Below are 12,077 nucleotides of genomic sequence, written 5' to 3' on the forward strand. Positions count from 1 at the left end.
ACAAAAAGAACCTCTGACAAAATAGCATTCGTCAGAGGTTCTTCCTCGTTTACTTTTTAATTCATAACATCCATCAGCGTTTCTTTTGGTGGATGATAGGTCTTCAGCATGCGAAAAGCGATGCCCTTTTCCTCCATCATAGCACGAACCTTGTCGGCATCTTTGGGATAAGGTCGGTGGTATACAATCTCCACAATACCGCTGTTCGCCAACATATTGGCACACGTCCAGCATGGCTGGTCGGTGACATATACTGAAGAGCCTTCACGATCAATTCGGTCAGTAAACAGCAGCAGGTTCTGCTCTGCATGAATAGTGCGAATACAACGCTGCTTTTTAACCATTTCCTCGTGCCCATCACGGTGAACGACCTCATACTCCTCTGAAATCATACAACCTGCCTCTGAACAGTCAGGCACCCCCGATGGTGCTCCATTATAGGCCGTCCCCAAGAGCTTTTTACCTTGTACAAGTACGGCTCCAACATGACGCCGCGCGCAGCGCGAACGGGTGGATACCATATAAGCGATATCCATGAAGTAGGTGTCCCAGTCCTTGCGTACATCTGCACTCATTTCCATCTCTCCCGTATAAACAAGTTAAAACGTAAACCATATCCGCTACCGCCGTTCTCAGGGTATAAACATTGTAATTATTACATAAGTTACAAGCTGACATACGGCTTCATTTTCGCCAACATTTTAGCTCCGATTCCTTTTACATGATCCAAATCATTCACACGTTTGAACGCCCCGTGCTGATTGCGGTAGTTCAAAATAGCCTCGGCTTTCTTAGACCCAACCCCTGGTAGCTCCATTAACTCGGCAGCAGTCGCCGTGTTGATGTTTACCTTTTTTCCGCCGGAAACGGGTGTAGTAACCGAATCACTTACCGTATTGGTCCTACTCGTCGTTGCACCACTCGAACTGACAATACCTGTGTCTGAGGTCGGATCCGCAACACCTGACTGCTTTACGGCACTCGAATTTCCCGCAATAGAGTTTCCGCTCACAGCAGCAGATACACCAGTAGATATCTGCACAGTATCACTTTTCACTTTGTAAGCGGCTTCGGCATTCCTACTGCGCTCAGCTTTGTCTGAAGGTTCTTTTACAGCAGGCTTTTCCTGGGCATAGTCACTGCTGCGCTGCGACTCATTTGGCTCTGAATCCATCGCCACAGCCTGCTCCACCTTATGGTTAAGTAAAGTCCACTCTTCTTGCGGCTCAGAACGCTGTCCTCCGGCAAATAAAATAAGTCCACTGCCGATTACAGCAAGCGTTATCGCTGTTCCTGTCCATACGCGTTTCATTTCCGTATCGTCCCCTACTCCACATGGATTCGAGAAATTGAGCCGACTGAAAACACCGCCTCTATCAAACAGAGCAAGTCTGTCCAATTCCCGTTTAGCCGGAGGGTGTAAACAACCTCCATACGGTCTCGCTGTGAGCATTTTTACAATAAAGTGGTACGACCCCGGGCACGATCTAACATGCTCAGACATAAAATTCGTCATGTCGGCCAAGACCAGGCGCATACACTAAGAAGAATGACAGCTGACAGCACAGCGTCTATACCGCAAAGTATGAAAGGAGGACGTTGAACAATGAAAGTTGGATTTATCGGGACTGGCAGCATGGGAAGTCTGCTAATTCAGTCTTTTATTCATTCTAACGCACTCAAGCCGCAGCAAATATCAGCAAGTAATCGAACGCATTCCAAGGTAACCGAGCTAGCCCGTCGTTATCCAGGTTTGCATGCAGTCCAAAGCAACCGTGAAACGGCAGCGGAAAGCGATGTTCTGTTTATCTGTGTGAAGCCGCTGGAATCAAAAGCCGTAACGGATGAAATACGCAACGTCATTACAGAAGAGCAAATCGTCGTATCTATCACAAGCCCGGTGCAGATTCGTATTTTAGAGCATGCACTGAAAGCTAAAGTGTCCAAAATTATCCCCAGTATCACCCACCAAGTAGGCAGCGGAGCCTCACTATGCATCCATGGAAGCCGGATTACAGAGGAGGACCGCTTCCTTCTGGAAGAGCTTATGTCCCACATCAGCAGGCCGATTCGGGTTAAAGAATCTTATACTCGGATCACGTCGGATTTTTCGAGTTGTGGTCCTGCTTTCTTGGCCTTTTTTATGGACCAGTGGATTCAAGCCGCAGTTCAAGCTACAGGTATGGACCGTACGGAGCTATGCGCACTGGCCGGTGAAATGATCATCGGCACTGGAAAGCTGCTCACGGAAGGCGGGATGACACCAGCCGAGTTACAGGCCAGAGTAGCGGTTCCCGGAGGTATTACCGCCGAAGCTCTCGCACTGTTGGACATCAGCCTGCATAGTGTCTTTCCCGAGCTGATACAGGTAACGCACAACAAATATGAAGAGGACATGCAAAAGATAGATGTCTCCTTCGGCTTAAAGCCAATTAACCGGCAACAATATTAACCAGCTTACCTGGAACAGCAATTACCTTGCGGATCGTTTTGCCGGCCAGTGCCTGCTGAACATTGTCCAACGACACAGCGAATGCTTCCATCGCTTTAGCATCAAGATCCTTGGCAATCGTTGCACGCTGCACAATTTTACCATTCACTTGCACAACAATTTCCACTTCGGCGTCCACCGTCCATGCTTCATCATAAGCAGGCCAAGCCGCGTAGGTAATGCTATCATTGTGCCCCAGCAGCTGCCACAATTCCTCGGCCAGATGGGGTGCAAGCGGCGACAGCATTTGCACGAAGTTTTCCATTGCTGCACGCGGCAGAAGGTCTGCTTTATATGCATCGTTGGTGAAGATCATCAGCTGGCTGATCGCTGTATTGAAGCGCAGTGCATCCAGATCTTCGGTTACTTTTTTCAGCGTTTTATGCCAAGTACGATTGAACTCATCGCTACCGCCGTCATTTGTAATTTTATCGTTCAGGCTACCATCCTCGGAAACAAACAGGCGCCATACGCGGGACAGAAAACGATGCGCTCCCTCTACCCCATTCTCATTCCATGGCTTGGTCGCTTCCAGCGGCCCCATAAACATCTCATAAATACGCAGCGTATCGGCGCCAAACGTATTGACAATATCATCAGGATTAATGACATTACCGCGTGATTTACTCATTTTTTCATTGTTGTTGCCCAAAATCATACCCTGGTTGACCAGCTTATAAAAAGGCTCTTTCGTTTCCACTACGCCGATATCATACAATACCTTATGCCAGAAACGGGCATACAGCAAGTGAAGAACCGCATGTTCAGCTCCGCCAATATACAAATCAACAGGCATCCATTCACGTTGTTTCTCTTTGGATACAAGCTCTTTGTTATTTTTCGGATCAATAAAGCGCAGGTAATACCAGCAACTTCCTGCCCATTGTGGCATTGTATTCGTCTCGCGACGTGCTTTCATACCTGTCTCAGGATCAATGGTTTCCACCCAATCTGTTGCGTTCGCCAGCGGGGATTCACCTGTACCTGAAGGCTTAATATTGTCCATCTCCGGCAGTACGAGCGGAAGTTGGTCCTCAGGAACCGTTTTGATCGTTCCATCCTCCAGATGAATTACCGGAATCGGCTCGCCCCAATAGCGTTGACGGCTGAACAGCCAGTCACGCAGGCGGTAGGTGACTTTGCCGTGTCCTTTGCCCTCGGCTTCCAGCCATTCAATCATCTTCGGAATCGCTTCCTCGTTGGTAAGTCCATTCAGCGGGCCTGAATTCACGTGCGGTCCATCCTCAGTATATGGCTCATTAGCCACATCTCCACCTTGGACAACCTCAATGATATTCAATCCGAATTGCTTGGCAAATTCCCAGTCACGCGTATCGTGAGCAGGTACAGCCATAATCGCTCCAGTTCCGTAGCCTGCCAGTACATAGTCAGCAATCCAGATCGGCAGCTTTTCGCCGTTCACTGGGTTCACTGCATAAGCTCCTGTGAATACGCCTGTTTTATCCTTGGCCAGATCCGTACGCTCCAGATCGCTTTTACGAGCAGCTTGTTCACGGTACTGTTGTACAGCATCCTTTTGCTCAGGCGTAGTGATAATATCCACCAATTCCTGCTCTGGTGCCAGCACACAGTAGCTTGCGCCGAACAGTGTATCTGGGCGAGTTGTAAATACTGTGAGTTGCTCGTCATAGCCTTCAATCGGAAAACGAACCTCTGCCCCGGTAGACTTACCGATCCAGTTCCGTTGCATATCCTTAATACTCTCAGACCAATCCAGTTCCTCCAGATCATCCAGCAGACGATCCGCGTATTCCGTAATTTTCAGCATCCATTGACGCATTGGTTTACGGACGACCGGATGACCGCCACGCTCACTCTTACCGTCAATAACTTCTTCATTCGCCAGCACCGTTCCCAGCGCTGGGCACCAGTTCACAGGTACTTCAGCTACATATGCAAGGCCGCGCTTGTACAGCTGGATGAAGATCCATTGTGTCCATTTGTAATAATCAGGATCCGTCGTGCTGATTTCACGATCCCAGTCGTAGGAGAAGCCGAGCGATTTGATTTGACGGCGGAAGTTATTTACGTTTTTCACCGTAATTTCGCGTGGGTGCTCCCCTGTATCCAGCGCATGCTGCTCCGCAGGCAGACCGAAGGCGTCCCAACCCATCGGATGCAGTACGTTGTAGCCGCGCATTCTTTTATAACGTGAAACAATATCCGTAGCTGTGTAGCCCTCCGGGTGGCCTACATGCAGGCCGGCTCCAGATGGGTACGGAAACATATCCAAAGCATAAAACTTCGGTTTGCCCGGTTCTTCCCCGGTGCGGAACGTCTTGTTCTCATCCCAATATTTCTGCCATTTTGGTTCAATACTTTGCGGTTGATAGCCGTGCTTCGGCTGTGTGTCTGTCATTGTCTTTTCCTCCTCAAACGGTATGCAACAAAAAAACCTCTGCATCCCGTAGCGTGTCAGCGCTAGGGACGAGAGGTTATATTCCCGTGGTACCACCCTAGTTAGCAGAAAGCGTTCTTCGCGTTCTACTCCCTTTGCACCTGATAACGGAGGTGATCCGATGCGGGTTAATAACAGGATACAAGCACCAGTATAGGGCGTTCCTGCGTTGGACGCATATCTCCGAGGCGAGTTCACTTTGTGCTGTCAACCGGCTTGCACCACCCGCCGGCTCTCTACATGTCCAGACAAAGCTACTATTCCTCATCAGCGATTGTTTAACCGTTAATAATGGCACTATTATATTGAAAACCGCGAAAAAAGTCAAATAAGGACTACCTTTGGTGTTAAGAGCCCTCTCCATACTAAATTTTCATGACACATGCATACGAATGTTTTATAATAATTCCGAGTTAAATCGCTTCAAGCTGAGATGAGTTGAGATAAGAAAGGTGAGCTGAGACATGGCACAAATTAAAATTTACGGAATAAAAGAGACTCTAAATCCAATCAAAAAGCAACTTTCAGAGGTGATTCATTCTGCTGTGGTGGATGCGTTCAAATATCCTCCTGACAAGAGGTTTCATCGTTTTTTTCCTATGGATCAGGAAGATTTTATATATGCCGATGGTCGCTCTGAGGCGTACACCATTATTGAAATCAGTATCTTTGAAGGCAGAACGATAGAAGCTAAGAAGCAACTCATTAGCCTGTTATTCCAAAGAATTAACGATCTTTTGGGTATTTCTCCACAGGATCTTGAGATTACTATATTTGAAACACCCAAACAGAACTGGGGCATTCGGGGTGTACCGGGTGATGAGCTTCAGTTGAACTATAAAGTGAATATATAAGTGCAAAAAGACGCCCTTCATGTCATCATGAAAAGCGTCTTTTTTTTCCCATATTCGTTCAATGAATCTTTGCTATTTTACAGCAACATAAAACAGTCTCGCCGCGTCATCTTCTGCTTCTACCCATTCAAAATCCGCATATACCTTCACATCGCGAAAACCCGCTTTGGACAATTCTGCCTTCATCCAGTCTGGGTCATAGGCACGTTGTACATGTATTTCCTCGAAACGCTGGTATAGATCGCGTCCTTCATGTTCTGCTTTCGCAAAGATACTAAGATGATGCTCAATTTCACAACGGGGAGTGTCCAACGCACATGTCCAGATATATGAGATAGAGCGTTCGTCCAGTACGAAAGGCTGCTCTTCATCATAACGTAAAAACGTCTGGGGATGATGCACATCGAACAAAAAGGTTCCGCCAGGCTTCAGACCAACATGCGTTCTGCGAAAAGTAGAAATGATATCTTCTTCCTCCAACAAGTAATTCAGACAATCGCAAAAAGAAATTACAGAATCCACAGGCTCGGGTAAAATCCATTCTCTCATATCCTGCTGTATCCAGCGAACGCTTCCCTCACGAAACAATCGCTGTCCCTGTGGAGTGGTTTCCATTTTGCGACGGGCTACTGCCAGCATGTCAGAGGATAAGTCGATTCCAGCCACTTCGAACCCTGAGTTAACCAGGGGAATCGTAATTGAACCCGTTCCGCAGCCCAGCTCGGCCACCGTATGCGGCATCCCGTACTGATCCCAAGCCTGCCGTGCAAAGCGCAACCAGTCCGGGTACGGCATGTCCTGCATCAGCTCATCATACACATAGGCAAACTTCCGGTAAGAAGCCATTTTTTATTCCCCATTCCCGTCCTTCGGTTTCGGCATTTTCTCCACCAGGTAGGTCCAGTTTTCCTTTTGTGTAACCATTCCTTCCTTCATCAGCTTGCCCATCGCACGCTTGAAGGCGGATTTACTAATACCAAACCGTTGCTTGATAATATCCGGCGGTGTTGCGTCGGAGTAAGGCATACCGCCGCCCGGACGCTCTTTCAGAAAAGCAATCAATCGATCCGCATCCTCATCACGGCCCACTTCCTTGCGTGGCGACATTGCCAGATTGACCCGACCGTCTTCGCGAACAAGCGTGACCCGTACCTTAACCTCTTCGCCCAAGCGAAGCATCCGGTTGCGTTCTGAGGAGTGAATCATCCCAATCGCGCCAAAACCAAGCACACCTCCGTCCACCAGAACGAATGTGCCCATTTGAAGCGGCTTGTACACAGTCGCCTGCACCCACGTATTCAGCCACGAATCAGGGGCGTGGAAGCACAACGGAGCCAGTTCCTGTTCCCCTGCCAGCTTAGCCCGCAATCTGCCTTGCTTGTCATGCTCCATAATGGCATACACGTAGTCGCCCACCCGAGGATGCAAATCTCGGTTTTCTGGCAACTCACGAATCGGCAGCAAAAGCTGACGACCCAATCCCATCTCCAGGAAACAACCCAAACGCGGATGCACATCGGCCACCTCAAGCTTAGCCATTTCGCCCAACGACAAGAACGGCTTTTTCATGGTTGCGGCCAAACGGTCCTCTGTATCGTGAAAAATAAATACCTCCAACCGTTCACCAACTTCAATTTCACGTGTCAGCTCCGTATAGTGCAGCAGCACATCCTGCTCACCAACAGTGAGAAAGTAGCCGAAAGGAGATACCTCACGATCCACCATAATGGTGACATAAGTACCGGCGATCAAACTCATACCTTTTCCACAACCTTAGCATCCGACCAGAGTCGTTCAATGTTGTAATATTCGCGCTCGTCGCGATGGAAGACATGCACTACGACATCCCCCAAATCCATTAGAACCCAACGGGCGGAATCCATCCCTTCGATTCCTTTGATAGTTACACCTTCATCATGAGCGCGTTTGCGAATTTCTGTTGCAATCGCCTGTACCTGTGTATCCGAATTACCGTGGCAGATGACAAAATAATCAGCTACTAGTGATATTCCCCGCAAATCCAGTGCGACAATATTCATTGCTTTTTTATCATTTGCGGCATCAACCGCTGTTTGCATTAATTGCTCATTAGTTAGGGTCATTCATGAACCTCCGTTTTTCTCTGTTTTAGTTGTTGAATCAAGTCATTGCGCGACAAGACTGTCAGTGGAAAAATAACCTTTTTCTTCTCCAGCAACAATGAAATTGTGGAGTCAAATCCAGCGACAAGGCCCTGCTCCAAACTTTTCTTTGCCTGTTTACGGATATGCTCAACCCCGGGAAAATCCCGTCCCGGTTCGATGTAATCAGCGAGACACACGACTTTGTCCAGCAGGCTCATACCTACGCGTCCTGACGTATGCCAGCGGATCGCATTCCTTATTTCAGAATCATCCACTCCGTAATCTCTTGCTGCAACGCAGTATCCTACCTCTGAATGCCAGAGCTGCTTGTCATGTTCCAAAAGCTCCTGATCACATTCGGGATGACTGCGAATCACCTCTTCCATCTGCTGAACAGGCCAATATTTCGCTACATCATGCAAAATAGCCGCCAGTTCGGCCTTATCCGGATCTACTCCATAACGCTTCGCAAGCTCCACTGAGGTATGCATAACACCTAGTGTGTGCTTCCAGCGTTTTTCAGGCATTTGACCAGATACGGCTTCCATTAATTGCTCACGGCTGTACTTCATACAAACCGCCCCTTGTAATATAGTCATGCACTCGATCAGGCACAAGATAACGGATAGTGCGCCCTTCCGCAGCACGCTCTCGAATATCCGTGGACGAAATGTCCACCACTGGCATATCTGCCAACAGTACCTTGTCCTGCAAATAATGTGGCAACTCATCCATTGCAAGCTGGAATCCTGGTCGCCGAACACCAATAAAACAAATTCGCTGCGCCAGTTCCTCAATTCCCTGCCAATGAGGCAAGTAGTTCACCATATCCGCACCAATAATAAAATAAAAATCCACAGCAGAATGCAACTCCTGAAGCTCCTTGATCGTGTCAATGGTATAGGATACTCCCCCGCGAAGCACTTCAATATCCAGCACTTCAAAAGCAGGATGACCCGCCACCGCTTCACTCGTCATCTCCAGACGCTCTTTACCGCTCGCCCCCGCCTGATGCTTGTGCGGAGGAATATGAGAAGGCATAAACCATACTTGATCTAGTCCATAGGCATCTCTTGCCGCTTCTCCAGCCAGCAGATGTCCAATATGAATCGGGTCAAATGTACCACCCATAATACCGATTTTCATAATTTTCTCCCCGCATGTTATCCTCTAGGCAACTCAATTTCCTTATGATCACGGGATTCTTTGTACAAAATAATAGTGCTCCCGATGATCTGTACAAGCTCAGAACCTGTTTCCGCGGCCAGTTCTTCCGCAATTTCATGCTTGTCGTCCAAACAGTTGTTCAAAATTTGTACTTTCATCAGCTCACGCTTTTCAATCGCATCGTTGATGTGACGCATAAGATGCTCATTCGTACCGTTTTTGCCTACTTGAAAAACCGGGTCCAAATGATGCGCCATTGAGCGCAGATATCTTTTTTGTTTACCTGTTAACATGTATATTTAACCCCTTCGTCGCCACATATGCAATGCAGCATTTCCATAATTTTAATGTACCCTCTTACTTACGACAGGCTACTCAGCACAGCCGCTCTCATTTGCTCTACAGCAGGGACAACCCCTGTAAAATACTCAAAAGCCACAGCCCCCTGGTACACAAACATGCCCAAGCCCCCATGTACAGTGCAGCCGCGCTGTTCACGGCTTTCCTGTAAAAGTCTCGTTTCCAACGGGTTGTAGATCAAATCACTCACAATGATTCCCTCCGGAATCAAGCTCGTTTCCAGTGGAAGTTCATCCGATAAAGGAGACATTCCCACCGAGGTTGTGTTAATCAAAACATTCACTGTGGCGAGCACGCTCTTGGCATCCTCGTTGGAATAACCCCTCACTGGGATCGCTTCCGTCGTCCACTCTAATGCCAGTTGCTCAGCTTTGTCACGTGTTCGGTTCAAAATAATGACCGATTCCGGCTGCTCCTCCAACAGAGCATGAATCACGCCACGAGCAGCCCCTCCGGCTCCAAGCACAGCAATTCTTGCTCCCTTCAACTCAACAGAAGTCTCTTCTTTGAGGGAACGTACGTAGCCAATTCCGTCCGTGTTATACCCCTTAAGCCGTCCATTATCATTTACTATCGTATTGACAGCGCCAATGAGTCTGGCACCTTCATCAATCTCATCCAGATATTTCATAACCTCGACTTTATGGGGAATCGTCACATTGACTCCGCGGAAATGCAAAGCGCGAATCCCCTTCATGGCATCTTCCAGCTGATCCGGTTTTACATGAAGAGGTACAAAATCTCCTTCAATCGCCGCTGCCTGCAAAGCTATTTTATGCATAAGAGGCGATTTGGAGTGCTTGATTGGATCACCCAATACGCCCAATAGTACAAGACCTTGTTCAGTCGCTTCAGACTCCCCGCTGTTCATCGTCGCTCTCCCCCATATTGCAAAATATTAGGCCGCACAAATACATGAATGGCGGCAGGAACCAGTACAGTACCTGTTCCTTGCCGCCCTATAACATGGTTACAGCAACGTTATATCAACGCAGGCCGCAAAAGCACACGGACTCCCCGAGGAGCATGAATCGCAACCAGAGCTCCGTTCTCGCTATTTACCCTGATCCATCCCAAGCCGGAAATATAGATGTCCGATGGAGACTTGCGTGGCACGCGGAACTCATGTCTTGTCCATTCCGGCATCTCTGCCAATTGATCGCGTGTTGGCGGAGATAACAATTCCCCGGCATGATCAGCGAACAACTGATCAGCTCGCTCCAGCTTCGTGCGATGTATCTTAAGACCACCGTTAATGTAGCAGGTAAATGATTGGTGCTGACCGTCGACAAAATCAAATCGGGCCATACCGCCGAAAAACAATGTTTGTCCGGCATCAAGCTGATACGCAGCAGGCTTCAGCGGCTTGTCCGGCATAATAGCGCTCAAGTCCTGACGGGAGACGATCTCACTGAATCGCCAAGGGTATACAATACCCGGAGTATCAATAATGTGCTTGCCGTCGTCGAGCGGAATATTCACCATATCGAGTGTAGTTCCCGGGTAACGGGACGTTGTGAGCTCCTGCTCCATGTCGCTATAATCACGAATCAAACGGTTAATGAGCGTGGATTTACCCACATTTGTCGCTCCAACCACATATACATCGCGGTTACCACGGAGCTCAGATACCACATCCAAAAGACGGTCAAAGCCCTGATTTTTTTTAGCTGAGCACAGTACGATTTCTTCCGTGCGAAGCCCTTGCTCCTTCGCTTGCTTTTGTACCCAGTTACGTATCTTGTTCCAATTCGTTACCTTAGGCAGCAAATCGGTCTTGTTTACAGCCAGTATAACCGGATTAGAGCCTACAAAGCGTTGCAGACCGGAAATCAAGCTGCCTTCAAAATCAAAAATATCTACAATGTGGATAACGAGTGCATCCTTGTCGCCAATCTGGCTGAGCAGCTTCAAAAACTCATCTTGATCCACCGTCACTGAAGACGTCTCATTATAGTTTTTGATTCGGAAACAACGCTGACAGATGACAGGTTCGCGAGTAAGCAATTTTTCAGGAATAAATCCCGGAAGCTCCGGGCTAGTGGTCTGCACGGTTATACCGCAACCACTACATTTGACGGCAGTGCCGCCGTCAGGTCTTTCAGTCATTCTTCTTTTCCTCCTCAAGCCATAAGCCTTTCTTACGTAACCTTGTGAGCGCGATTCGCTCCAACCGCCGATTAAATCGAGTCATGACTCCTTCATCATGAATGGATATCGGTAGCACCAACACCGTATGCAACCCCAGTCGGTTACCTCCCAATACGTCCGTCAACATTTGGTCTCCGACCATAATAGTTTCTTCCGGAGTCAGCCCCATCATACGGATGGCTCTACGAAAAGACGAGTTGGAGGGCTTCCGTGCGGCATGTATAAATTCAATGTCCAAAGGCGTAGCAAACACGGATACACGGTCCATATTGTTGTTAGACACGATGACAAGCTTAAAACCCGCCTGTTTGACCTTCTCAAACCAGGCCACCAGCTCGGGAGTTGCATTCGGCGCTTTTGCGCCGACCAGCGTGTTATCCAGATCCGTAATAATGCCGCGATATCCTTGAGCATATAAGCCTTCAAGATCAATATCAAAGACGGTATTCACCCGTATTTTGGGCATTAGCATTTCAAACAACGTCGGTCACCTCAGTTTCATACGACAAACT

The 12,077-nt window shown here is 48.2% G+C and carries 14 protein-coding genes and 1 other annotated feature; of the genes, 2 read left to right on the forward strand and 12 right to left on the reverse strand.

All coding sequences use genetic code 11. The features are described 5' to 3' along the window. Window positions 1-56: 56 nt before the first annotated feature. A complete protein-coding gene (locus MKX46_RS06665) occupies window positions 57-575 on the reverse strand; it encodes a deoxycytidylate deaminase (RefSeq protein WP_069010453.1) in 519 nt (172 codons plus the stop codon). An 89-nt stretch (window positions 576-664) separates the two neighbouring features. After that, window positions 665-1,312: a ComEA family DNA-binding protein gene (locus MKX46_RS06670; protein WP_341071016.1), complete on the reverse strand. Its 648-nt coding sequence runs from the start codon at window positions 1,310-1,312 to the stop codon at window positions 665-667. A 294-nt stretch (window positions 1,313-1,606) separates the two neighbouring features. On the opposite strand from MKX46_RS06670, the gene comER reads away from it, so the two are divergent. Then, window positions 1,607-2,452 carry a late competence protein ComER gene (comER, locus tag MKX46_RS06675; protein WP_029515371.1) on the forward strand — a complete coding sequence of 282 codons (846 nt, stop codon included), beginning with the start codon at window positions 1,607-1,609 and terminating at the stop codon, window positions 2,450-2,452. Here the strand turns inward: comER and leuS are convergent. Then, window positions 2,433-4,871, reverse strand: a complete 2,439-nt coding sequence (gene leuS, locus MKX46_RS06680) for a leucine--tRNA ligase (protein ID WP_029515372.1) — start codon at window positions 4,869-4,871, stop codon at window positions 2,433-2,435. The genes comER and leuS overlap by 20 nt on opposite strands. A gap of 61 nt (window positions 4,872-4,932) precedes the next feature. Continuing rightward, window positions 4,933-5,190 (reverse strand) — a binding site (T-box leader). 184 nt (window positions 5,191-5,374) lie between these two features. Here leuS and MKX46_RS06685 point away from each other — a divergent pair. Then, window positions 5,375-5,764: a tautomerase family protein gene (locus MKX46_RS06685; RefSeq protein WP_029515373.1), complete on the forward strand. Its 390-nt coding sequence runs from the start codon at window positions 5,375-5,377 to the stop codon at window positions 5,762-5,764. Between the two features lie 72 nt (window positions 5,765-5,836). Here MKX46_RS06685 and MKX46_RS06690 read toward each other — a convergent pair whose 3' ends face one another. The 9 genes from MKX46_RS06690 to MKX46_RS06730 form a co-directional block, all read right to left on the reverse strand. After that, window positions 5,837-6,610, reverse strand: coding sequence for a class I SAM-dependent DNA methyltransferase (locus tag MKX46_RS06690; RefSeq protein WP_029515374.1), 774 nt, complete (start codon window positions 6,608-6,610; stop codon window positions 5,837-5,839). 3 nt (window positions 6,611-6,613) lie between these two features. Then, window positions 6,614-7,522, reverse strand: coding sequence for a CvfB family protein (locus MKX46_RS06695; RefSeq protein WP_029515375.1), 909 nt, complete (start codon window positions 7,520-7,522; stop codon window positions 6,614-6,616). After that, complete coding sequence (rsfS, locus tag MKX46_RS06700; protein ID WP_013311194.1) at window positions 7,519-7,866, reverse strand: ribosome silencing factor; 348 nt, start codon at window positions 7,864-7,866, stop codon at window positions 7,519-7,521. The genes MKX46_RS06695 and rsfS overlap by 4 nt, the downstream gene beginning before the upstream one ends. Further along, window positions 7,863-8,459, reverse strand: coding sequence for a bis(5'-nucleosyl)-tetraphosphatase (symmetrical) YqeK (gene yqeK, locus MKX46_RS06705; protein WP_029515376.1), 597 nt, complete (start codon window positions 8,457-8,459; stop codon window positions 7,863-7,865). Before yqeK ends, rsfS begins: the two co-directional genes overlap by 4 nt. Continuing rightward, a complete protein-coding gene (nadD, locus tag MKX46_RS06710; protein ID WP_029515377.1) occupies window positions 8,443-9,033 on the reverse strand; it encodes a nicotinate-nucleotide adenylyltransferase in 591 nt (196 codons plus the stop codon). The genes yqeK and nadD overlap by 17 nt, the downstream gene beginning before the upstream one ends. Before the next feature lie 17 nt (window positions 9,034-9,050). Next, complete coding sequence (gene yhbY, locus MKX46_RS06715) at window positions 9,051-9,347, reverse strand: ribosome assembly RNA-binding protein YhbY (protein ID WP_013311197.1); 297 nt, start codon at window positions 9,345-9,347, stop codon at window positions 9,051-9,053. A gap of 68 nt (window positions 9,348-9,415) precedes the next feature. Then, window positions 9,416-10,285, reverse strand: coding sequence for a shikimate dehydrogenase (aroE, locus tag MKX46_RS06720; protein ID WP_029515378.1), 870 nt, complete (start codon window positions 10,283-10,285; stop codon window positions 9,416-9,418). Between the two features lie 110 nt (window positions 10,286-10,395). Continuing rightward, window positions 10,396-11,523, reverse strand: a complete 1,128-nt coding sequence (gene yqeH / locus MKX46_RS06725; RefSeq protein WP_069010449.1) for a ribosome biogenesis GTPase YqeH — start codon at window positions 11,521-11,523, stop codon at window positions 10,396-10,398. Then, window positions 11,516-12,046 carry a YqeG family HAD IIIA-type phosphatase gene (locus tag MKX46_RS06730; RefSeq protein ID WP_341071017.1) on the reverse strand — a complete coding sequence of 177 codons (531 nt, stop codon included), beginning with the start codon at window positions 12,044-12,046 and terminating at the stop codon, window positions 11,516-11,518. Before MKX46_RS06730 ends, yqeH begins: the two co-directional genes overlap by 8 nt. Between the last annotated feature and the right edge of the window lie 31 nt (window positions 12,047-12,077).

Source organism: Paenibacillus sp. FSL P4-0113, from assembly GCF_038009305.1.
GTDB classification, from domain to species: domain Bacteria; phylum Bacillota; class Bacilli; order Paenibacillales; family Paenibacillaceae; genus Paenibacillus; species Paenibacillus polymyxa_D.

Coding starts and splice junctions, on each gene's coding strand:
- MKX46_RS06665 (WP_069010453.1), bottom strand. CDS start 575: ATGAGTGCAGATGTACGCAAGGACTGGGACACCTACTTCATGGATATC.
- MKX46_RS06670 (WP_341071016.1), bottom strand. CDS start 1,312: ATGAAACGCGTATGGACAGGAACAGCGATAACGCTTGCTGTAATCGGC.
- comER (WP_029515371.1), top strand. CDS start 1,607: ATGAAAGTTGGATTTATCGGGACTGGCAGCATGGGAAGTCTGCTAATT.
- leuS (WP_029515372.1), bottom strand. CDS start 4,871: ATGACAGACACACAGCCGAAGCACGGCTATCAACCGCAAAGTATTGAA.
- MKX46_RS06685 (WP_029515373.1), top strand. CDS start 5,375: ATGGCACAAATTAAAATTTACGGAATAAAAGAGACTCTAAATCCAATC.
- MKX46_RS06690 (WP_029515374.1), bottom strand. CDS start 6,610: ATGGCTTCTTACCGGAAGTTTGCCTATGTGTATGATGAGCTGATGCAG.
- MKX46_RS06695 (WP_029515375.1), bottom strand. CDS start 7,522: ATGAGTTTGATCGCCGGTACTTATGTCACCATTATGGTGGATCGTGAG.
- rsfS (WP_013311194.1), bottom strand. CDS start 7,866: ATGACCCTAACTAATGAGCAATTAATGCAAACAGCGGTTGATGCCGCA.
- yqeK (WP_029515376.1), bottom strand. CDS start 8,459: ATGAAGTACAGCCGTGAGCAATTAATGGAAGCCGTATCTGGTCAAATG.
- nadD (WP_029515377.1), bottom strand. CDS start 9,033: ATGAAAATCGGTATTATGGGTGGTACATTTGACCCGATTCATATTGGA.
- yhbY (WP_013311197.1), bottom strand. CDS start 9,347: ATGTTAACAGGTAAACAAAAAAGATATCTGCGCTCAATGGCGCATCAT.
- aroE (WP_029515378.1), bottom strand. CDS start 10,285: ATGAACAGCGGGGAGTCTGAAGCGACTGAACAAGGTCTTGTACTATTG.
- yqeH (WP_069010449.1), bottom strand. CDS start 11,523: ATGACTGAAAGACCTGACGGCGGCACTGCCGTCAAATGTAGTGGTTGC.